Below are 21,206 nucleotides of genomic sequence, written 5' to 3'. Positions count from 1 at the left end.
CGTCAGGTCAATAGTCGTGGTGCTGCGGCGGCAGGCCGTCATGGGCGAGGTCGCCGAAGCGGGTGACCGAGGCGTCGAAGTGCAGCTCGACCGTGCCGGTCGGGCCGTGGCGCTGCTTGCCGATGATCACCTCGGCCTTGCCGAGCGCCAGATCCATTTCCATCTGCCACTTCTGGTGCTCCTCGGTGCCGGGACGCGGCTCCTTGGCGGCCAAATAGTACTCACCGCGATACACGAACAGCACCACGTCGGCGTCCTGCTCGATCGAGCCGGATTCACGCAGGTCCGACAGTTGCGGCCGCTTGTCCTCGCGATTCTCGACCTGGCGCGACAGCTGCGACAGCGCGATGATGGGAACGCTGAGCTCCTTCGCCAGCGCCTTCAGGCTGGTGGTGATCTCGGTGATTTCCTGGACGCGGTTGTCGTTGCCGCGCTTGCCCGAGCCCGACAGCAACTGGATGTAGTCGATCACCAGCAGGTCGAGGCCCTTCTGCCGCTTCAGGCGGCGGGCGCGCGCCATCACCTGCGCGATCGAGATGCCGCCGGTCTCGTCGACATAGAACGGCAGCGACTGCAGCTCGATCGAGCATTCGCGCAGCTTCTCGAAATCGGCCTCGGTGATGCCGCCACGGCGGATGTGGCTGGAGGGAATGCCGGAGCGCTCGGCGATGATACGGGTGGCGAGCTGCTCGCCGCTCATTTCGCAGGAGAAGAACCCGACCACGCCGCCCTGGGCGGCGCGATAGGTGCCGTCCGGCTGCAATTCGGGAACATAGGCCTGGGCGACGTTGTAAGCGATGTTGGTCGCGAGCGAGGTCTTGCCCATGCCGGGACGGCCGGCGAGGATGATCAGGTCCGAGTGCTGCAGGCCGCCCATCTTGGCGTCGAGATCGCGCAGGCCCGTGGAGATGCCGGACAGCTTGCCGTCGCGCTGAAAGGCCTTGGCGGCCATGTCGAGCGCGGTCGTCAGCGCCTGGGAGAATTTCTGGAACCCGCCGTCGTAGCGTCCGGACTCCGCGAGCTCGTACAGCCGGCGCTCGGCGTCCTCGATCTGGTTGCGCGGCGCGAAGTCCACCGGCGCGTCATAGGCGACGTTGACCATGTCCTCGCCGATGCCGATCAGGTCGCGGCGCAACGACAGGTCGTAGATGGTGCGGCCATAGTCCTGGGCGTTGATGATCGTGGTCGCTTCGGCCGCGAGCCGTGCCAGATACTGCCCGACGGTCATGCCGCCGATGTCGACGTCGGCCGGCAGGAACGTCTTCAAGGTCACGGGCGTCGCGACCTTGCCCATCCGGATCAGGCTGGACGCGGTCTCGAACACGGTCTGGTGCAGCGGCTCGAAGAAATGCTTCGGCTCGAGGAAGTCCGACACGCGATAGAACGCGTCGTTGTTGACCAGGATCGCGCCGAGCAGACCCTGTTCCGCCTCGATGTTGTGAGGAGCGCTGCGATAGGCCGGCGTTGCTGCGTCAGCCGACGCCAGCTTGTGAACGTTCGAATCGGTAAGTGCCATGACCGCGTGTTTAGCAGCTTTGAAGGGGAGGGGATAAAGCGCCAGTCGCGCGCGAAGCGGAAGCGAAAGCTGAGCGCAATTCACCGTCTGGTAAATCTGGTGGATGAATCCGGACTCGCCAGATGCCGCGCTTGACGGAACCGACAGGACTCAACGCCTCGCGAGCGCGAGCGACACGCCGGTGCAATCAACCGGCGCGATCGTTCGACACGTCGGCGAGGCGGGAACGAGAGCCGGTACGGCAGGGCGTGCCAGGGCCGCGCGTGGATCCGCGCCCGGCGTCAGACCAGCAGCAGATACAGGAGGGCGATCAGGGATGCTCCCACGCCCGCGGCGATCAGCGCGTAGTCGGTGCTGAAGTCGGTCTGGGGTTCCAACATGGCTCTGGCGGGGCTCGGGGACATGCCAGGACACTACGGCCGGGCTTCCCCGGGGTCTGTGAGCCAGTTCACAGACCGCACGATTTGTTTGAAAATTTGAGTCGGATGGGCATGATCTCGCGTTTGGGATGCAAGCCGTCCACCGAGCATCTCAGAATTGAAGTCGAGACCGGCGCGGCGCAGCCGAGGGAATGCGGCCGTCCGTCTCTGCAGGACCATTGCACTGGCGCCGCCCTCCGCTGTCGTCGCGGGCCGCGCGCGCTACTCACCCGCCATCTGCAGCGCCGGGCGGCTGCCGCGCTCGCGCGCCCGCAGCCGCGTCTCCTCACGGTGGACGTAGTCGCGCGTCATCGGCACGACGCCCTGGCGCTTCGTCAGCTGGATCTGGACATTCATCAGGTTCTGCTTGCGGAACCCCATTTCCGCGGCCGCCAGGTAGAACTCCCACATCCGCGCGAAGCGCTCGTCATAGAGCTGCACGGCCTCGTCGCGCCGGGCCATGAAGCGTTCGCGCCACGCCTTCAGGGTCTCCGCGTAGTGCAGGCGCAGGATCTCGATGTCGCAGACGAGGAGCCCGGCGCGCTCGATCGCCGGCAGAACCTCCGAGAGGGCTGGGACGTAGCCGCCGGGGAAGATGTATTTGGCGATCCAGGGATTGGTCGCATCAGGGCCCACGGAGCGTGCGATCGAATGCAGCAGCATGACACCGTCGTCCGCGAGCAGCTCGGCGCTGCGGCGAAAGAAGGAGTCGTAGAAGGCGACCCCGACATGCTCGAACATGCCGACCGAGACGATGCGATCGAACGTGCCGGGCACGTCGCGATAATCCTGCAGCAGGAAGCGGGCGGAGGCGGAGAGGTGCCGTTCGGCCGCGCGGGCCTCGGCAACCTGCAACTGCTCGGCCGACAAGGTCACGCCGGTCACGTCGGCATCACACATCTCGGCCAGGTAAAGTCCAAGCCCGCCCCAGCCGCAGCCGATGTCGAGGACGCGATGGCGGCGGCCGATCAGCAGCTTGGCCGCGAGATGACGTTTCTTGGCGAGCTGGGCATCGTCCAGCGTCGCGTCCGGCGTCTCGAAATAGGCGCAGGAATATTGCCGGTCGGCATCGAGGAACAGCGAATACAGCCGCCCATCGAGATCGTAATGATGGGCGACGTTGCGGCGCGCGCGTGCCCGGATATTGAGCTGGCGCAGGTGCCGGATCAGATAGCGCAGCCACCATTGCGGCCTGGCCCAGTCGGGCACCACGGCCGGCTGGCTCATCACGATCGACAGCAGGTCCGCGATCGTTCCTCGTTCGACCACGAACGAGCCGTCCATATAGACCTCGCCGAGCGCGAGCTCGGGGTTGGCCAGAATCCGGCGCTCGGCTTCACGAGTCAGAAATCGTGCCGCCACGGGGACGCCGGTTCCATCCCCGCAGCTGAACGACGTGCCGCTGGCGGTCGTAAAGCTGATCGAGCCACGGCGAATGAAGCTACTCAACAGACTTCGCAGCAAACGGTCCATCCACACCACCCAACGAGCTATTCCCGTGAGTTGCTGACTTTCCCGGCCGTCGCACTCGACGCGTTGAGAACCGATTGGTTCCCTATCATCACGTTGTTATGTTACCCGGCGGGCACAAGCCGACGCCACTGCCATGAACACAACGCCGATATTCCGAACCGTCATTGATCGATGGACATCTCGGCGCAGGAACATCTGTGCGCTTTCATTCGCTCCGCAATCCGTTAAAAAGGCCGCGGCCGCCGGCCTTTTGGCCGGTGTCCGGCATCTGACCGCCGGACGAGGTCTGAAGGGATCGCCGTCGAAGGCGTGGAGCGACCGCAATGTCCGCTGTCACGTTCGGCTGATAGCGAGAGGAAACACGGCAGCGGATGTCGCGCGGGGCGGCGCCGTGTGGGCGAAACCATAGCTGGAGAATGAGAATGGTGGGCCGAGCGCTCAATTTGGCGACGGTGGTGGCGGTGTTCTGCATGGGCTTTGCGGGAGCCGCCGTTGCGCAGGAAAATCTCGATGCGGGCAAGAGTCCTGCGCAGATCTACAACGGGACCTGCGTGGTCTGCCACAAGTCGCCGCGCGGCCTGGCCAAGAACACCTCGGCCAGCTCGCTGCCCGGGTTTCTGCGCCAGCATTACACGACGAGCCCCGAGATGGCCGGCGTGCTCGCCAACTACCTGATTGCGAACGGCGCTGCGGATGCGCGATCAACGGGCCATTCCGGCAAGGAGACGCGATCCGAGCGCCGCGCCCGGTCGGCCGCCACCGAGCCGCCCGAGGCGAAACCGGCCGCCGCGGATGCTGCTGCGAGCCCAGGCGAGCCGCGCCGCCGTTCGGGTCATCACTCCAAGCGCTCCGCGCCGGCCGAGGCGAGGCCCGACGCGGCAGCAGATCCAGCCGCTGCGCCGGCCGACGGCGAGGGCAGCGCGCCCGCGAAGAAGGGCCGGCTCGGCAAGCGCAAGAAGCCGGCCCAGGAGGGCTCGGCTGCGGAGGAGACGCGCGGCGAGCCGACCGGTGCGACCCGCCCGTCGGCGTCGCGCGAGGACAGCGCTGCCGGCTCCGAGCCGCCGCGGGTCGAGCCGGCAAGATCGAGCGAGGCCGCGCCGGCGCTGCGCGCCGACCCGGTCCCGCCGGTGACGCCGGCGCCGGCCACGACCCAGTCGGTGCCGTCGGATCCCTCGGTTCCGTCCTCGCCCTCGCGGTGAGACGACAATGAAAAAGCCCGGCTAGGGGAGCCGGGCTTTTCCGCAAATGGGCTGGCGCGCTTACTGCTGCGCAGGCTCGCCGGCAGCGCCCTCGTCCTGGGCCTCCGGATCGAAGAACTCGCCGGCGGCCGCGATCGCTTCGGCGGCGGCGTCACGGTCCTCCTGGCGGGTCGAGATGTCCTCGCCGCGCTTGATGCGCTCGGCCTCGTCGGCGCTGCGGGCGACCGTCACGGTCACCGAGGTCTCGACCTCCGGGTGGATTGCGATGGTAATCGTCTGCTTGCCGATCGTCTTGATCGGGGCGTCGAGCCAGACCTGCGGCCGGCTCACGGTGATGCCGTCGGCGGCGAGGGCGGCGACGATGTCGCGCACCGAGACCGAGCCGAACAGCTGGCCGGATTCGGAGGCCTGGCGGATGATGACGATGTCGCGGCCGTCGATCTTCTCGGCGACCTTGGCCGCCTCGCCCTTGGCCTTGATGTTGTTGGCCTCGAGCTCGGCCTTCATGCCCTCATACTTGGCCTTGTTCTCGGCGGTGGCCCGCAGCGCCTTCTTGCGCTTCAGCAGGAAGTTGCGGGCGAACCCGTCCTTGACCTTCACGATCTCGCCCATCTGGCCGAGCTTGGCGACACGTTCCAGCAGAATGACTTCCATCGATGTTCTCCTTGTGATGTTCGGAAGCGGTTGGTGTGAGGTTGAGCTTTTACGGCACCGGCAAAGGCGGCGGCTGCCGCGGGCCGTAACGGTGACGGAGGTCGAAGGCGGCGTCGGCGAGGCCGAGGACGATCATCGCCAGCATGGGGATCGGCCAGATGAACGTCAGCATCAGCGCGTAGGCGAGGCCGAGCCAAAGCGGCCGGGTGCGCAGCGGCAAGGTCAGCGTATGCAGGACCGCGAAGCCGGTGAGCGCATAGGCGGTCAGCAGCGCTGCGGCGGCGATTCGCGCCAGCATGCCGATCAGCCCGCCCGGGAAGCAGAACGCGATGATCGCAAACAGCGCCGGCAGCGTCATCAGCGGCAGCTTGGTGTCGCGCAGGCGCGGCCATGGGCGCATCAGCCGGCCGCTGATCGCCGTGATCTTTGCGGCCGCCAGGACGTTGAGCGACAGGATCGTGGTCATGATCACCGCGGCCATCGGCGGCGCCATGAAGACCAGGATCTCGACCAGCCGGGGAATGTCGACCGCATCGGTCGACGTGACGGTATTGCTGAGCACGCGCGACAGCAGCCGCCTGAGACCCTGATTGGTGGCCGTCATGTCGGTGCCGAAGGAGAACGTGGCAATCAGCGCTGCGATCACCGCGATCCACAGCAGGATGTTGCCGGGCGGATACCATTCGATGCCATCCTGGCCGGACGGGCTGGTCGTCGGACGGCCGAGCAGGACGAGGTGGCCGAGCCACCAGGCCGGCAGCGTCACGGAGACGGCAAAGGCGAGAGCGCGATCGAAGCCGAAGATGGCCAGCACGCAAGCGGTTGCTACGAGACCGCCGATGACGGCGCAAAGCCGGCCCCAGGCGATTGCAGCGACGAGCAGCGGCACGGGCGCGAGCAGCGCAAGCACGAGCGCCGTCATCACGCCCGATCCGGTCGAGGCGAACATGACCGCGGAGGCAGCGCCTGCCGCGAGCGCGATGAGAAGCGTTCCGATCATCAGCTGTCCCGCTCCCTTCGAGCGGTTAGAGGCGCCTTCGCCCCAACCATCGGCGACCGGACGACCCGGAAGCCTTATGAGAATTCACAGAAGGAGCCGGCGGCGCGGGGCCGCCGGTCCGAGGTCCGCAATCAGCGGATGACGTAGGGCAGCAGGCCGAGGAAGCGGGCGCGCTTGATGGCGCGCGCGAGTTCGCGCTGCTTCTTGGCGGACACGGCCGTGATGCGGCTCGGCACGATCTTGCCGCGCTCAGAGACGTAGCGCATCAGCAGCTTGGAGTCCTTGTAGTCGATCTTCGGCGCGTTCGGCCCGGAGAACGGGCAGGTCTTGCGGCGGCGGAAGAACGGGCGACGTGCGGGGGCTTCAGCCATTGATCTTACTCCTCGTCCGCAGTTTCTTCGTCACGGGGCCGGCGCGGGCCGCGATCGCCACGGTCACCGCGATCGCCACGGAAGCCGCCGCCATCGCGCTCACCACGGAAGCCACCGCCGCGGTCGTCGCGCTCACGGTCGCGATCGGCCTTGCGCATCATCGCCGACGGGCCTTCCTCGAGCTCGTCGACGCGGACGCTGAGGTAGCGGATCACGTCTTCGCTGATCCGCTCCTGGCGCTCGATCTCGGCGATCGCCGCGGACGGCGCGTCGATGTTGAGCAGCACGAAGTGGGCCTTGCGGTTCTTGTTCATGCGGTAGGTGAGGGAGCGAACGCCCCAATTCTCGGACTTCGTGACCTTACCGCCGAGACCTTCGACGATACCGGTCATCTGAGCCGTCAGTTCTTCCACCTGCTGGGTGCTCGCGTCCTGACGCGCGAGGAATACATGCTCGTAAAGCGGCATGGCTGTCCTTTCCAAGTTGGCGCAAATCCCGGCGTCAAGCCCTTCGAGACCTTGTGGAAAGGACTCGCAGACGTCAGCTCAGAAGGCGGGAACACGGGACGACGGGCCGACTGGCCCTGCCACATCAAAGTCGCCTGGACAGCTTGGAGAGGTTAAATCCCCAAGGTTGAGCAAGGTGATTTGCTGGGACCGTCCGTTCAGCTCCCGGCTCGGGATCCACGGATGGCGCGCCTTATACCGATTTTCGGGGCCAAGGCAAGGGAAAGTGGTCGAATTGCGCCCGTCACGTGCTTGACATCACAGGGCCGGCCAGTGTCTTTCCGGCCAAAGTTACTCAATTCCAGGGATTTTGGAACGTTCAGGGGGCGGCCATGACGGCAGCATTCACTTTTCCGGGGCAGGGGTCCCAGGCCGTCGGCATGGGCAAGGCGCTCGCGGACTCCTTCCCGGTGGCTCGCTCGGTGTTCGAGGAGGTCGATGCCGCCCTCGGTGAGAAGCTGACGACCATCATTTGGGAAGGTCCGGCCGAGAGCCTGCAGCTGACCGAAAATGCCCAACCCGCTCTGATGGCGGTCTCGATGGCAACCTTGCGGGTACTGGAAACCGAGGCCGGATTCTCGGTCGGACGCGACGCCGCCTTCGTCGCAGGTCACTCATTGGGCGAATACTCGGCGCTGGCCGCCGCCGGCAGCCTGACGATTGCGGATACTACCCGCCTGCTGCGCACCCGTGGGCTTGCCATGCAGAAGGCCGTTCCGGTGGGCGTCGGCGCCATGGCCGCGCTGCTCGGGATGGATTATGAGGCGGCTGTCGCGGTCGCCGAAGAGGCGGCCCAGGGCGAGGTCTGCCAGGCTGCCAACGACAATGGCGGCGGCCAGGTGGTGGTGTCCGGCAACAAGGCCGCCGTCGATCGCGCCGTCGAGATCGCCCGCGGCAAGGGCGCCAAGCGCGCCATGCTGCTGCCGGTCTCCGCGCCGTTCCATTGCAAGCTCATGCAGCCGGCGGCGGACGTCATGGCGGAGGCGCTGTCCAGGGTCACCATCAAGGCGCCGGCCTCGCCCCTGGTCTCGAACGTACTCGCGGCGCCGATCAGCGATCCCAACGAGATTCGCCGTCGCCTGGTCGAGCAGGTCACGGGTACGGTGCGCTGGCGCGAATCGATCGCATATATGGCGGGCCAGGGCGTGACACGGTTCTTCGAGATCGGCGCCGGCAAGGTGCTCAGCGGCCTGGTCAAGCGGATCGCGGATGGTGCGGTCGGCGTCGCCGTCGGCGGCCCGTCGGATATCGTGGCCGCGAAGGATGCGCTGGCCGCGGCGAAAACGTCGTAAGTGGCCGCCTGGAAGCGGCATTGAGGAGAGTTGGATGTTCGATCTGAGTGGCAGGACCGCGCTGGTGACCGGCGCGACCGGCGGCATCGGCAACGCGATCGCGAAGGCCTTGCATGCCCAGGGGGCGACCGTTGCCGTTTCCGGCACCCGGCGCGAGGTGCTCGAGACCCTCGCCGGCGAGCTGGGCAGCCGTGTGCATGTGCTGCCTTGCAACCTGTCCGACGCGGCCGAGGTCGAGGCGCTGGTGCCGGCTGCCGAGCAGGCGATGGGGCAGGTCGACATTCTCGTCGCCAACGCCGGCATCACCCGCGACAACCTGTTCGTGCAGCTCCGCGACGAGGATTGGGACGAGGTGATCAAGGTCAACCTGACCGCGACATTCCGTCTCTCGCGTGCCGCCACCAAGCTGATGATGCGCAAGCGCTTCGGCCGCATCATCGCGATCACCTCGATCGTCGGCATCACCGGCAATCCGGGGCAGGGCAATTACACGGCGTCCAAGGCCGGCATCATCGGCATGATCAAGACGCTCGGCGCCGAATATGCCAAACGCGGCGTGACCGCCAACTGCATCGCACCCGGCTTCATCAAGACACCGATGACCGACGCTCTGAACGAGAAGCAGCGCGAGTCGATCCTCGCCAAGGTGCCGGCGGCGCGGTTGGGCACGCCGGAGGACATTGCTGCAGCTGCGGTGTACCTCGCCTCCAACGAGGCGGCGTATGTCACGGGGCAGACCATCCACGTCAATGGCGGCATGGCCATGATCTAGGCTCTGCCGCGGCTCGGAATGCGGCGAAAAGACGTCGCGACCACTATACCGGGCCGTGTGGTCAATGATTCGCGTGTATGGTAACCGGGCGGCTGATGGGGGCACGAAGAACGCCATTGCAGGATTTCCAAACCCTGTATATTGGCGGGGCGAGCTGCCATCGTTCGCCGGGCCTCCGTCGGCTGGTGCTGCTGATCCGGGTTCCTGTTTGAGCGCTCTGGATCGGAGGCGTACCGGCCTCATGGAGAGTGTGGATTGGAGTTTGTGAGTGGCCCCGTTTCCGAAGTTTTCGGACCGCAAGTCGTCCGCCAAATTTCGGTAAAGGGGCGCTGCGGGGCAAATCTGGTTTTGCGCGATCGCGAAGGAAGTTTAGCGGCCGGGGTGATGCGGATCATCCGGGGGTCGGGTCTTAAAGGAACAAGCACGAGGTTTGAACGATGAGTGAGATTGGCGAGCGGGTTAAGAAGATCGTGGTCGAACACCTTGGTGTCGAGCCCGAGAAAGTGGTCGACAACGCGAGCTTCATTGACGACCTCGGTGCTGACAGCCTCGATACGGTCGAGCTCGTCATGGCCTTCGAGGAAGAGTTCGGTTGCGAGATTCCGGACGATGCCGCGGAGACGATCCTGACCGTCGGCGACGCCACCAAGTTCCTCGAGAAGAACGCCAAGAGCTGACGCTCCGGCGAGAGTTGCGCGAAACCGGCCGATCCGTCTTGTGCGGTCGACCGGTTTCTTGCTGTTGGCGGCGTCGTGATGAGCCGTCATCTGGCGGCTGGCGATGGACGATTCGGACGCGCTGCCCGGCCAGAACATGTTACTCGAACAATTGACCCGAGGTGCGGCGACGGCCGTCAGCCGATGCACAAGCGCTCAAGGTCGGGTCTGGAGAAACGAACATGAGGCGGGTTGTCGTCACTGGCCTTGGCATGGTTTCGCCGCTTGGCTGTGGTGTGGAAACGACCTGGCAGCGCATCCTTCAGGGCAAGAGCGGTGCGCGCTTGATCGAGTCGTTCGAGGTCTCCGATCTTCCCGCCAAGGTGGCCTGTCAGGTGCCGCGCGGCGATGGCTCCGACGGCACCTTCAATGCCGACCAGTGGATGGAGCCGAAGGACCAGCGCAAGGTCGACGATTTCATCATTTTCGCGATGGCTGCGGCGCGTCAGGCGCTCGATGACGCCAACTGGCATCCTGCGACGGAAGAGGACCGCTGTGCCACCGGCACGCTGATCGGGTCCGGCATCGGGGGCCTCTCGGGCATTGCCGACACTGCGATCCTCCTGAAGGAGCGCGGTCCGCGCAAAGTGTCGCCCTTCTTCATTCCCGGACGTCTGATCAATCTCGCCTCGGGCTATGTCTCGATCGAGCACGGGCTCAAGGGTCCCAATCATTCGGTCGTCACTGCGTGCTCGACCGGCGCGCATGCGATCGGCGACGCCAGCCGCCTGATCGCGCTCGGCGATGCCGATGTCATGGTCGCCGGCGGCACCGAATCGCCGATTTGCCGAATTGGCATGGCCGGGTTCTGCGCGGCGCGCGCGCTGTCGACCGGATTCAACGAGACGCCCGAGCGCGCGTCGCGCCCTTACGACAAGGACCGCGACGGCTTCGTGATGGGCGAGGGCGCCGGCGTGGTCGTGCTCGAGGAGTATGAGCACGCCAAAGCACGTGGCGCGCGGATCTACGCCGAGGTCTCCGGCTACGGACTCTCCGGAGATGCCTATCACATCACCTCGCCATCTCCGGACGGCGACGGCGGTTTTCGCAGCATGAGTGCGGCGCTGAAGCGCGCCGGCATCACGGCCGCCGACCTCGACTACATCAACGCGCACGGCACCTCGACTCAAGTCGGCGACGAGATCGAACTCGGCGCGGTCGAGCGCCTGCTTGGCAATGCCGCTTCGAAGATCTCGATGTCGTCGACCAAATCGTCGATCGGACATCTGCTCGGCGCGGCCGGCGCCGTCGAAGCCATCTTCAGCATTCTCGCGATTCGGGATAACATCGCCCCGCCGACGATCAATCTGGAGAACCCGTCGGTGGAAACCGCGATCGATCTCGTGCCGCATGCACCTCGCAAACGCGAGATCAACGTGGCACTGTCGAACTCGTTTGGTTTCGGCGGCACCAACGCGTCGGTGGTTTTACGGCGCGTGGTGACCTAGTGCGGAAGGACGGATGCCGCGCGGGCCGATTGTCGCTTGGTCACGCGGATATCCGACTGCAGCCACACTAGAACCCAAGACTTCGCGTGTCTTTCGCAGGTCGGCCTTCGGCGCCGATGCGGTAAGTGGATGCGCATGGCGGTGAGGCCCGGCGAAAACACCTTTTCGCCGTATTCGATGACGAGATGACGAATCGTTAAATGGGCGTGGACTTCAGGTCGCTTGCGTTGGGGAGCGCACGGCCACGACGAGAGCGACAGGACTGAAGGTTGCATCGATGAGTGAACGGCCGCCCATCTCGCCCCGCAGCCCGCGCGCAGCGCTGGAGCCGGAACGCGTGCCGCCGCCGCCGCGCCGCTCCGACCGCGCCCGCAATCCGTTCGTGGTCGTCGGCAACGCGATCATCACCTTGCTCATCCTGGCCATGCTCGGCGTGGGCGCGGCCTACTATTATGGACGGCAGATCCTGGAAGCGGCAGGACCGCTGCAGGAGGACAAGGTCGTCAACATCCCGCAGCGCGCGGGCAAACGCGATATTGCCGACGTGCTCGCGCGTGAAGGTGTGATCGACGTCAATCCGTGGATCTTCATCGGTGGAGTCTATGCCCTGAAGGCCAGTTCCGACCTCAAGCCGGGCGAGTATGCGTTCCAGAAGAATGCATCGTTGCGCGACGTGATCGGCGTCATCGTCGAAGGCAAGGTCGTGCAGCATTCGGTGACCGTGCCCGAGGGCCTGACGTCAGAGCAGATCGTGGCCCGCCTGTCCGAGAACGAGATCTTCACCGGCAGCGTCCGCGAGATTCCGCGCGAAGGCACGTTGTTGCCGGAGACCTACAAGTTTCCGCGCGGCACCAGCCGCGATCAGGTCGTGCAACGCATGCAGCAGGCGCAGAAGCGCGTGTTGGCCGAGATCTGGGAACGGCGTAGTCCGGATCTGCCGGTCAGGACGCCGGAGCAGCTGGTGACGCTGGCTTCGATCGTCGAGAAGGAGACCGGCAAGCCCGACGAGCGCAGCCGGGTGGCCGCAGTATTCGTCAACCGGCTGAAGCAGAGGATCAAGCTGCAGTCCGATCCGACCATCATCTATGGTCTGGTCGGCGGCAAGGGCACGCTGGGCCGTCCGATCAAGCGCAGCGAGATCACCCAGCCGTCGCCCTACAACACCTATGTGATCGAGGGCCTGCCGCCGGGACCGATCTCCAACCCCGGCCGCGCCTCGCTGGAGGCGACAGCCAATCCGGCGCGCACGCGCGATCTCTATTTCGTCGCCGACGGCACCGGCGGCCATGCTTTCACCGAAACCTACGACCTGCACCAGAAGAACGTCGCCAAGCTCAGGGCGATGGAGCGGCAGACCCAGAACGACACCGTCGAGCCCGACGAGGCGCCGCCTGCCGTCGCGGGTGGCGCGGCCGATCCGGCGGCCGGAGCGACCCCACGGGCGCCCGCAGCGGCAAAGAAGCCGCCGGCCAACCGCGCCACCGGCGGAGTTGCACCGGGGGCCGCACCTGGCAACGGCGCCCGTCAGGGGGCGGCGCAGCCGAGCCCGCCGGTCGTTCAGCAATAATTTCCCACGCATGTCGGCCGCGCAGAACCGGGCTTAACATTTGCCCAAAAGGCCGTAAGGTTCGCGCACTTTCGGCGGGGGTTGAGTCTGTCCCCGTTCCCAATGTGCCGGAGACATGGACGAAATGGCGCTGTCGAGCATGACCGGCTTTGCCCGTAGCCACGGGGCAAGCGGTCCCTACTCGTTCGAGTGGGAGTTGAAGTCGGTCAACGCCAAGGGATTGGACGTCCGGGTGCGATTGCCGCAGGGCTGGGACGAGGTCGAGGCCTTCGCCAAGAAGCGCGCAACGGAAGTCCTGTCGCGTGGCACGGTCTATGCGAATCTCACCGTCAAGCGCACCGAGACCGGGTCGACGGTGCGAATCAACGAGGACGTGCTGGCTGCGGTGGTGAAGATGGCGAGCTCGCTCGCCGGCAGGATTGACGCGGTCGCACCGAGCATTGACGGGCTGCTGTCGATCAAGGGCGTGATCGAGGTGGCCGAGCCGGAGAGTGACGAGGCCGAGGACAAGGCCGCCAAAGAGGCGGCGATTGCAGGCTTCGACACCGCTCTGAAACATCTCGTCGAGATGCGCCGGCGCGAGGGCGACACGCTCGGTCAGATCCTCAATCAGCGCGTCGACGAAATCGAGGCGTTGGCGAAAAGGGCGGAGGCGTCGCCGGGCCGCAAGCCCGAGGCGATCAAGGCGCGGCTGGCCGAACAGGTGGCAGCCCTGCTCGAAACCTCCGACCGCTTCGATCCCGATCGCCTGGCGCAGGAGGCGCTGCTGATCGCGGCCAAGGCCGACGTGCGCGAGGAACTCGATCGCATCGCCTCGCACATCGCGCAGGCGCGCGAGATGCTCGGCAAGGGCGGGCCCGTCGGCCGCCGGCTCGACTTCCTCGCCCAGGAATTCCATCGCGAGGTCAACACCACCTGCTCGAAGTCGAACGACATCGAGCTGACGAACATCGGCCTGGAGATGAAGACCGTGGTCGAGCAGTTTCGCGAACAGGTTCAGAATCTGGAGTGATCCATGGCGGCTCACGACGGAAGCTTCGATGGGGTCGAGCGGCGCGGGCTGATGTTCGTGCTGTCATCGCCTTCGGGGGCAGGCAAGACGACGCTGTCGCGCCTGCTGATCGAGCGCATGTCGGGCCTGCGGATGTCGGTCTCCGCGACGACGCGTCCGATGCGGCCTGGTGAGGTCGACGGCCGCGACTATCACTTCGTCGACCGGGCGCGCTTCGAGGACATGGCCAAGCGCAACGAGCTGCTCGAATGGGCCACCGTGTTCGACAATCGCTATGGCACGCCGCGCGCGCCGGTCGAAGCGGCGCTGTCGGCGGGCCAGGACGTGCTGTTCGACATCGACTGGCAGGGCACGCAGCAACTGCGCGAGAAGGCGCGGCAGGACGTCGTCAGCGTGTTCATCCTGCCGCCGTCCGCCGCCGATCTGGAGAAGCGTCTCCACACGCGCGCGCAGGACTCTGATGAGGTCATTCGCGGGCGCATGAGCCGCGCCAGCCACGAGATGAGCCACTGGGCGGAGTACGACTACATCGTCATCAACCGCAACGTGGACGATGCGTTCGCCGAGGTGCAGTCGATCCTCAAGGCCGAGCGCCTGAAGCGCGAGCGCCGGACCGGATTGACGACCTTCGTGCGCGAGCTGCAGCGCCAGCTCGAGAGCTGAAACGCCTTCCGTCTACGCCCGCCGGCCGAGGCGCGCCAGGATGTCCTGGATGCCGTCGAGCTCATCATCCTGCTGAATGTTGCGCGGCCGCGGCCGCAGCGCCGGAGGCCGCGGAATGAAGTCGAGCGGCGGGGTCGCCGGATCCTCGAACGGCGTCGGCACGAACAGGGGACGCTGCTGCGACGGGCGCTGTGGCTGCTGCGGCGCCTGCGGTCTGTCGATGGGTGGCGCGGCGGGGATCGACGACCGCGATTCCAGGAGACTCATCAGTCGGGCCGCGGGATCATCATGCATGTGCGCGACGTCCTGCTGAGCCTCGACGGAGAACTCCTCCTCCTGCGGCTCTGCCTCCAGCTCGTCTTCGGGCAATGAAAAGCGCGACTGCAGGAGGTTGATCAGCGCCGCCGCAGGATCGTCGAGCTCATCGTCTTCGGCGGGGGCCTCCGACATCATCGCGGGTCCGCCCACGGCGATGTCATCGTCAGGCTGAGGGGCCGGTTGTCGTGCCGCATGCGCGCGAAGCGTCTCGATCAGTGCGGCCGCTGGATCGGCTGGTGCCGTTGACGGCGCGCGCGGGGAGGCAGGCTGATCGGGCGTCCCGGGAACGGGCTGAGCGACGGGCTGGCCGCCACGCGGATGGTTCGTCAGGTGTTGCGACGCCTGCGTGGTCCGGGGTGCAGCGTCCGCCTGCGTTGGCGGAGCCGTCTCAGCGAGGGCCGCTGCAGCCGGATCATCGCTAGCCTCGCCGGGTTGCGTGGCGTGCCGCTTGGCCGCGCGCGACACCAGCAGCGCGGCAATCACCTTGGCGGCGTCGATCGGAGCGCCGGCAGAGGGGGACGTGACATCGCTGCTTCGGGCCTTGCGCAGCGCCGACACGATTTCGCTGACGTCGACAGGGGCAGGTGGGGCGGCGGTCGCGGCAGCCTGCGCCGGTGGCAGGGCGGCTGGCGGCATTGCTGCGGCTGCCTGGATGCGGGTGGGATTCGCTGGTTCAACCCGCTGCGCCGCCGGCCAGGGCTCGGCGGGCGCGGTCGGTGCCGCGTAGGTCGGCGAGCGCGGCGAGGCGGCTGCAGCGGCGGCGCTCGCCTGGGCTGCTGCAATCTTGGCGGCAGCGGCCTGCGCGGCGGCCATCTGGGCAGCCGTCAGTTGTGCCTGCGCCGGAGCAGCAGGCGATGCGGCAGTTGCGGCAACCGGCGATGGCGGCGCGTTGGTCGCAGCGATCTGTGCCCCGGAAGGCTCGGCCCGGCGCACTGCTGCGCGATCCACCAAATCATCGACCGCCTGCCATACTGCGTCGGTGGACTGTGATCGTTGCATCTCCGCAGCCGCGTCCCGGTCGCGTCGGCGTGCGGCCACGGCCGGGTGATCCTGATGCTGGGGAGACGGCGCCGGTCGCTGCGCACGGGGGTCGATCTGGTCCGTTGAAGCGGACAGCCGCGCGCTGGCGAGGTCGAGCGCCGAAGCCGGCTGGGAGCCGCGGCCGCCGCCTGGATGGGATGGTGCCGCCGGCATGCTGCCGCGGCTCGCACGCATCCCGCCCTGCGGCGCCTTGGACCGTGGTTTGATGCGACTGCGGCGCATCCGTACTGCGTCCGCGTGCCAGCTGCCGTTGCGCCGTTGCCGCCGTCCCATCCGGCTGAGCCGATAGAGCGCGCTCGCCAGCAGTCCTGAAATCGCGAGTGCGCCGATCACCACGAGCATGAGCACGTGGATCGGCGCTTCGGGCTTGCTCGGCTTGGGTGCGATGATCGGCCCGTCGGCAGTCGGCGCCGCATTCGCGTCCGGCTCCGCATTGCCGTCGTCGGCCATTGCCGGTGGTGGCGCATCGGCCGCGATCGGGTCCGCCTGTTGCGGCGGGGCTGAGGGCCAGGGCGAACTATCGAGGCTGCGCGGCAGGCTGGTGTCCGATGCCGTCAGCGTCGTCGGCGTGGCGAGATTCTGCGGCTTCGGCGTGCCCCGCACGGCGAGATCGGCACGCAGCCGCGGCTGCGGCGCTTCGGCGAGGGCGTCGCTGGTGCGAGCGACCGGGCCATCGGTGCGTCTCGGCGTCAGTTTGGGTGGAGCGGGCTGGGCGAAGTCCCAGGGAGTCGGCTGCTGCGCGGCCCGCATCGGTGCCGCGGCGTCACGGGTATTGCCGTTGGCGTCTTTCAGATACCAGCAACGCCGATTGGTGCCACGATCGAAACGATAGTACCAGCGTTGCGCGTCAGACTTCTCTCCCGTCGGCTCGGTCAGACATTCCTCCGCCGCCAACACGACGCGCGGCAGCACGAGCACGACGGTGCCAGCGATTCCGGCTGCAATGGCAAACGCAACTCCTGCCGTTCGGCTTGCCATTGAAGACTCCGGATACGCTTACGCAACGGCGCGTTCTCGGAGAGAAGTTGGGTAGCAATGAGCCGCAATTCCGGATTAATTCTGTCGCGATCCTTTCGTGCCCGAGTGCGGCTTTTTTCCCACAAAAGGATCCGCATCCCGGCTCGATTTTGGCCGCGCTAGCGCGCCAAATCGGTCACATCCGTGAAGATGGACCTGACTTTTCACCCTCAGGGATCCGAGGCGCGGCGCCGACAACCTCTACGTTTGTGGACAAATGATTGGCCACGGCGGCAGCGGTGCAGCACCGCCACCGCGTGCGATGTCGCAACGGACGAGGGATCAGTTCGTCAGCACCACACGTCCGACCACATGGCCGGCGCGCAGTGCATCGATCCACTTCTGTACGTCAGCCATCGGCTCCTCGCGCATCGGCGGCGGCTTGATCTTGCCGGCGCGCGCGAGCGCCATCAACTCGTGCGCCTCAGTCAGCGTGCCGACCATGAAGCCCTCGATGGTCATGCGCTTGTACACCCATTGAACCATCGGCAGGGTGAACTGGCCGCCCATCAGTCCGGAGACGACGATCTTGCCGCCGCGTGCAACGACGGACACCGCAAAGGCCATCGACTTCTCGTTGCCGGCGAAATCGACGACCTCGTCGAAGCCGCCCTCGGTCTCCTTGAGGATGCGCTTGATCACATCCGGCTCGGCCGGATCGTAGGCCGTCGCGGCGCCATTCTTCAGTGCGGTCTCGCGCGCGGCCGCCGAGAGGTCGGCCACCGAGATCGGTTGCGTGAACATCGCCTGCGCGAACGACAGGCCCATCATGCCGACGCCGCCGAGTCCGATCAGCAGCAGATTGCGCTGGCGCGGCCGATCCACGAGGCGCTTGAGCGCGCCATAGGCCGTTACGCCGGAGCACATCAGCGTCGCGGCCTGGTTGACCGGCAGCGGATCGTATTCCAGCAGATACTTCGCATCCGGCACCAGCACGTGGGTGGCGAAGCCGCCGTCGATCGAGACGCCGAGGAAGCGCTGCTTGGCGCACAAATTCTCGTCGCCATTGGCGCAATCGCGGCATCGGCCGCAGCCGATCCACGGAAACACTGCGCGGCGCGCGCCGATCAGTTCCTTCGGCACGTCGGGTCCGACTTCGTCGACGACGCCGGCAATCTCGTGTCCGAGCGTGAAGGGCAGGGTCATGCCGCGCGTGGTGTCCAGGCGCTTGCCGCCGCCGAGATCGGCATAGCCGTCCTGGATATGCAGGTCGGAGTGGCACAGGCCGCAGCGCTCGATGCGAACCAGAACTTCCCGGCCTTGCGGCTTCGGCGTCTCGACGATGGTTTCGCACAGCGGTGCGTCGAACTTGACGAGCGACTGACGGCGCATCAACGCCATGATGAAACTCCCTGAAATGCTTGTTGATTAAGACTTGTTCGCGTCGCGACTATTGGTCAATTCGCGGGCCATGGCAACAAAGCCCGACACCGGAATGGTCTCGGCGCGGCGGGTGGGATCGACGCCTGCGGCGGCCGCGAGCCGCGCGGGATCCGCCGGCAGCGACTTCAGGCTCTGCCGCAGCATCTTGCGGCGCTGGCCGAAGGCGGCGGCGGCGACCTGCTCGAGCGCGCGGCGGTCGCAGGGTTCGGGCGACGGGCGCGGCACCAGCCGCACCACGGACGACGTGACCTTCGGCGGCGGCACGAAGGCGGATGGCGAGATGTCGAACAGGATCTTGGTCTCGCAGCGCCAGTTGGCGAGCACGCCGAGCCGGCCATAGGCGTCCTCGTTCTCGCGCGCGACGATGCGCTCGGCGACCTCGCGCTGAAACATCAGCACCATCATGTCGTACCAGGGCGGCCACGGCTCTGCGGAAAGCCAGCCGATCAGGAGATGCGTCGCGATGTTGTAGGGCAGGTTGGCGACGATCTTTGCCTTGGTGCTGCCGAGGTAGGGCCGGACGTCGAAGGTGCGGGCGTCGGTGCAGACGATTTCGAGCCGCCCCGGATAGCGCGCGGCGATCGCCTGCAGCGCCGGGATCGCGCGCTCGTCGTGCTCGACCGCGATCACGTGGCGCGCGCCGAGCGCGAGCAGCGCCCGCGTCAGGCCTCCCGGACCGGGGCCGATCTCCACCACGGTGGCGTCCTCCAGCGGGCCGGCGGCGCGCGCGATCCGCGCGGTGAGATTGAGATCGAGCAGGAAGTTCTGGCCGAGCGCCTTGCGAGCCGACAGCTGATGATCGCGAATGACCTCGCGCAGCGGCGGGAGGTCGTCGATCGCGCTCATGACGACTGGCTGGCCATGCGCGCCGCGAGCTCGAGCGCCGCGATCAGGCTCGCCGGATTGGCGGTGCCCTTGCCGGCAATGTCGAACGCCGTGCCGTGGTCGGGCGAGGTGCGGATGAAGGGCAGGCCGAGCGTCACGTTGACGCCGTCGTCGAACGCCAGCGTCTTGATCGGGATCAGTGCCTGATCGTGGTACATGCAGATGGCGCAGTCATAGCTCTTGCGCGCGGCTTCATGAAACATCGTGTCTGCCGGCAGCGGTCCCTGCACGTCGAGGCCGGCATTGCGCAAGGTTGCGATCGCGGGCGCGATGATCGTGTCCTCTTCGGTGCCGAGCGTGCCGTCCTCGCCCGCATGCGGATTGAGGCCCGACATCGCAATGCGCGGCCGCGATACGCCGAAATAGCGGTGCAGGCTCGCCGCGACGATTCGCGTCGTCGACGTGATCAGCGGGCTCGTCAGCTGGTCGATCGCATCGCGCAACGCGACGTGGATCGTCACAGGCACCACGGCGAGAACAGGCGACCACAGCATCATGACCGGCTGTGGCGTGGCTCCGCCATCCGCGGCGAGCTCGGCGAGAAATTCGGTATGGCCGGGATGCGAGAAGCCGGCACGGTAGAGCACGGCCTTGGCGATCGGGTTGGTCACGACGGCGCTCGCGCGTCCGGCCCTCACGTCGGCCACGGCCTCCCGGATCGAGCCGATGGCCGCCTCGGCACTCGTCGTGTCCGGGCGGCCCGGCAGGGCCGTCACGGCGTGCCCGGTGGGGACCACGGGCAGCGCGGTCGCAAACGCCTGCGCAGCTTGTTCGGGACGAACCTCGTCAACAGTGACGGGGAGGTCGAGCAGCTTGGCGCGCTGAGCCAGGAAGGCAGGATCACCGCGCACGTAGAAGGCGGGGAGGCCGAGCTCGGTGCGGCGCAGCCACGCCTGCAGGGTGATGTCGGGGCCAATGCCTGCCGGTTCCCCCAGGGTCAGCGCGAGCGGCTTCGTCATCAGCGATATTCGATCATCGCCGCCTTGCGGACTTCCTGCAGATAGGCCTTGGAGGTGGCCTCGTATTTCTTGGTATACATCTGCTCCTTGATCTCGCGCTTCTTCGGCGTGTCGATCGTGGTCGGAGTCCGCGAGCAGAGCGCCACCATCTGAATGCCCTGCCGCGTCGCTTCCGGCGGAGTCAGGTGGCCGATCGGCGTGTCATCGAGCAGCTTGCGCAGATTCGGCGGGATGTCGGCGGACGTCTTGACGACGATCTCCTTGATGACCGCGTTCGCCGTCGTCTTGAAGATGTTGTTGGCTTCGGCGCAGGTCTGCACCCGTGAGCGCAGCGCCTCCGCCTCCTTGTGACGTGCTTCCATCAAGCCCTGGTTCGAGGAGTTCGACACGATCAGCACGATCGGCTGCATCTTGTACTCGAACGCCTGGCCCTGCTGATCGCCGTCGCCGCCGGCGGCGGCGACGGCCGCGGCGACGTCCTTGTCGGAGACGAGCAGGCGCTCCTTGTAGCGGCCGCGCACCAGGCTGCTCCAGACGATCTCGGCCTTGATGCGGGCCTTCAGCGTCTCCGGCCGCACGCCCTGGCTCTCCAGCGATTTGGTCAACTGTTCCGGGTTGAGCCGCATGCGAGAGCCCATGCCGGCAAACGATTGGTCGACGTCGGAGGCGGTCGGCTCGACGCCGAACTTCTTGCCTTCCTTGATCTTCACCTTGTCGTCGATCAGCTCGTCGATGATCTCCTGGCGGGACTGATGCTTGCGCGTGCTCAGGAAGTTCAGCTTGGTGCGCTGCTCGATGTCATAGTCGGTGATGGGATCGCCATTGACCATGACGACGATGCTCTGGGCGCGAGCCGACATCGTTCCGATGCCGCAGGCGAGTGCGGCAAGAGTGCAGATGGCCAGGGCCCGAAGGCGAGGAGAGAACGCGATCGTCATGACCAAGCTTCGCTGTCGCTATTGATCCAACTGGAAGCCGCGCCACGGCTCCCGACG

General features: G+C 66.6%; 19 protein-coding genes. 8 read left to right on the top strand and 11 right to left on the bottom strand.

Annotated features, from left to right (window positions below):
* Nucleotides 1-7: 7 nt before the first annotated feature.
* Together ACQR1E_RS03500 and ACQR1E_RS03495 are read right to left on the bottom strand one after the other, a co-directional pair.
* Nucleotides 8-1,516, bottom strand: a complete 1,509-nt coding sequence (locus ACQR1E_RS03500; protein ID WP_315712432.1) for a replicative DNA helicase — start codon at nucleotides 1,514-1,516, stop codon at nucleotides 8-10.
* 641 nt (nucleotides 1,517-2,157) lie between these two features.
* Entirely contained in the window at nucleotides 2,158-3,408 is a 1,251-nt protein-coding gene (locus ACQR1E_RS03495; protein ID WP_316164701.1) for a cyclopropane-fatty-acyl-phospholipid synthase family protein, read from the bottom strand.
* Nucleotides 3,409-3,830: 422 nt separating this feature from the next.
* Here ACQR1E_RS03495 and ACQR1E_RS03490 point away from each other — a divergent pair, with 422 nt between their 5' ends.
* Nucleotides 3,831-4,607, top strand: a complete 777-nt coding sequence (locus ACQR1E_RS03490; RefSeq protein WP_316170409.1) for a hypothetical protein — start codon at nucleotides 3,831-3,833, stop codon at nucleotides 4,605-4,607.
* Nucleotides 4,608-4,667: 60 nt separating this feature from the next.
* On the opposite strand, the gene rplI is transcribed toward ACQR1E_RS03490, so the two are convergent.
* From rplI to rpsF, 4 genes are all read right to left on the bottom strand, one after another.
* A complete protein-coding gene (gene rplI / locus ACQR1E_RS03485; RefSeq protein ID WP_315826786.1) occupies nucleotides 4,668-5,261 on the bottom strand; it encodes a 50S ribosomal protein L9 in 594 nt (197 codons plus the stop codon).
* Between the two features lie 49 nt (nucleotides 5,262-5,310).
* The gene (locus ACQR1E_RS03480; protein ID WP_316173822.1) at nucleotides 5,311-6,261 is read right to left on the bottom strand and encodes a hypothetical protein; all 951 of its coding nucleotides are present in this window, start codon (nucleotides 6,259-6,261) and stop codon (nucleotides 5,311-5,313) included.
* Nucleotides 6,262-6,392: 131 nt separating this feature from the next.
* The gene (rpsR, locus tag ACQR1E_RS03475) at nucleotides 6,393-6,632 is read right to left on the bottom strand and encodes a 30S ribosomal protein S18 (protein WP_008963441.1); all 240 of its coding nucleotides are present in this window, start codon (nucleotides 6,630-6,632) and stop codon (nucleotides 6,393-6,395) included.
* Between the two features lie 5 nt (nucleotides 6,633-6,637).
* Nucleotides 6,638-7,099, bottom strand: coding sequence for a 30S ribosomal protein S6 (gene rpsF, locus ACQR1E_RS03470; protein WP_315712423.1), 462 nt, complete (start codon nucleotides 7,097-7,099; stop codon nucleotides 6,638-6,640).
* A 371-nt stretch (nucleotides 7,100-7,470) separates the two neighbouring features.
* On the opposite strand from rpsF, the gene fabD reads away from it, so the two are divergent.
* From fabD to gmk, 7 genes are all read left to right on the top strand, one after another.
* Complete coding sequence (gene fabD, locus ACQR1E_RS03465) at nucleotides 7,471-8,430, top strand: ACP S-malonyltransferase (RefSeq protein ID WP_434896666.1); 960 nt, start codon at nucleotides 7,471-7,473, stop codon at nucleotides 8,428-8,430.
* Nucleotides 8,431-8,464: 34 nt separating this feature from the next.
* A complete protein-coding gene (fabG, locus tag ACQR1E_RS03460; protein ID WP_316200756.1) occupies nucleotides 8,465-9,202 on the top strand; it encodes a 3-oxoacyl-[acyl-carrier-protein] reductase in 738 nt (245 codons plus the stop codon).
* A gap of 437 nt (nucleotides 9,203-9,639) precedes the next feature.
* Nucleotides 9,640-9,879: an acyl carrier protein gene (locus ACQR1E_RS03455; RefSeq protein ID WP_006610957.1), complete on the top strand. Its 240-nt coding sequence runs from the start codon at nucleotides 9,640-9,642 to the stop codon at nucleotides 9,877-9,879.
* A 221-nt stretch (nucleotides 9,880-10,100) separates the two neighbouring features.
* Nucleotides 10,101-11,366, top strand: coding sequence for a beta-ketoacyl-ACP synthase II (fabF, locus tag ACQR1E_RS03450; RefSeq protein WP_315712404.1), 1,266 nt, complete (start codon nucleotides 10,101-10,103; stop codon nucleotides 11,364-11,366).
* A 277-nt stretch (nucleotides 11,367-11,643) separates the two neighbouring features.
* Nucleotides 11,644-12,933 (top strand): endolytic transglycosylase MltG, encoded by a 1,290-nt coding sequence (gene mltG / locus ACQR1E_RS03445; RefSeq protein WP_315767262.1) that lies wholly within the window; start codon nucleotides 11,644-11,646, stop codon nucleotides 12,931-12,933.
* A gap of 124 nt (nucleotides 12,934-13,057) precedes the next feature.
* Nucleotides 13,058-13,945 (top strand): YicC/YloC family endoribonuclease, encoded by an 888-nt coding sequence (locus ACQR1E_RS03440; protein ID WP_315712651.1) that lies wholly within the window; start codon nucleotides 13,058-13,060, stop codon nucleotides 13,943-13,945.
* 3 nt (nucleotides 13,946-13,948) lie between these two features.
* Nucleotides 13,949-14,608 carry a guanylate kinase gene (gene gmk / locus ACQR1E_RS03435; RefSeq protein ID WP_172109343.1) on the top strand — a complete coding sequence of 220 codons (660 nt, stop codon included), beginning with the start codon at nucleotides 13,949-13,951 and terminating at the stop codon, nucleotides 14,606-14,608.
* A gap of 12 nt (nucleotides 14,609-14,620) precedes the next feature.
* Here gmk and ACQR1E_RS03430 read toward each other — a convergent pair whose 3' ends face one another.
* The 5 genes from ACQR1E_RS03430 to ACQR1E_RS03410 all read right to left on the bottom strand — a co-directional run bounded on the left by ACQR1E_RS03430 (nucleotide 14,621) and on the right by ACQR1E_RS03410 (nucleotide 21,149).
* Entirely contained in the window at nucleotides 14,621-16,945 is a 2,325-nt protein-coding gene (locus ACQR1E_RS03430) for a hypothetical protein (RefSeq protein ID WP_434896665.1), read from the bottom strand.
* A gap of 321 nt (nucleotides 16,946-17,266) precedes the next feature.
* Entirely contained in the window at nucleotides 17,267-18,325 is a 1,059-nt protein-coding gene (locus tag ACQR1E_RS03425; protein ID WP_434896664.1) for an alcohol dehydrogenase, read from the bottom strand.
* Between the two features lie 27 nt (nucleotides 18,326-18,352).
* On the bottom strand, nucleotides 18,353-19,213 hold the full coding sequence (gene rsmA, locus ACQR1E_RS03420; protein ID WP_315712399.1) for a 16S rRNA (adenine(1518)-N(6)/adenine(1519)-N(6))-dimethyltransferase RsmA: 861 nt from the start codon (nucleotides 19,211-19,213) through the stop codon (nucleotides 18,353-18,355).
* The gene (pdxA, locus tag ACQR1E_RS03415) at nucleotides 19,210-20,211 is read right to left on the bottom strand and encodes a 4-hydroxythreonine-4-phosphate dehydrogenase PdxA (protein ID WP_434896663.1); all 1,002 of its coding nucleotides are present in this window, start codon (nucleotides 20,209-20,211) and stop codon (nucleotides 19,210-19,212) included. The genes rsmA and pdxA overlap by 4 nt, the downstream gene beginning before the upstream one ends.
* Nucleotides 20,211-21,149, bottom strand: coding sequence for a SurA N-terminal domain-containing protein (locus tag ACQR1E_RS03410; RefSeq protein ID WP_315712396.1), 939 nt, complete (start codon nucleotides 21,147-21,149; stop codon nucleotides 20,211-20,213). Before ACQR1E_RS03410 ends, pdxA begins: the two co-directional genes overlap by 1 nt.
* Between the last annotated feature and the right edge of the window lie 57 nt (nucleotides 21,150-21,206).

The organism is Bradyrhizobium sp. HKCCYLRH1030, assembly GCF_051168395.1.
Lineage (GTDB): Bacteria > Pseudomonadota > Alphaproteobacteria > Rhizobiales > Xanthobacteraceae > Bradyrhizobium.
The sequence above is the reverse complement of the archived record's forward strand: the minus strand, read 5'-3'. Positions and strand labels throughout refer to the sequence as shown.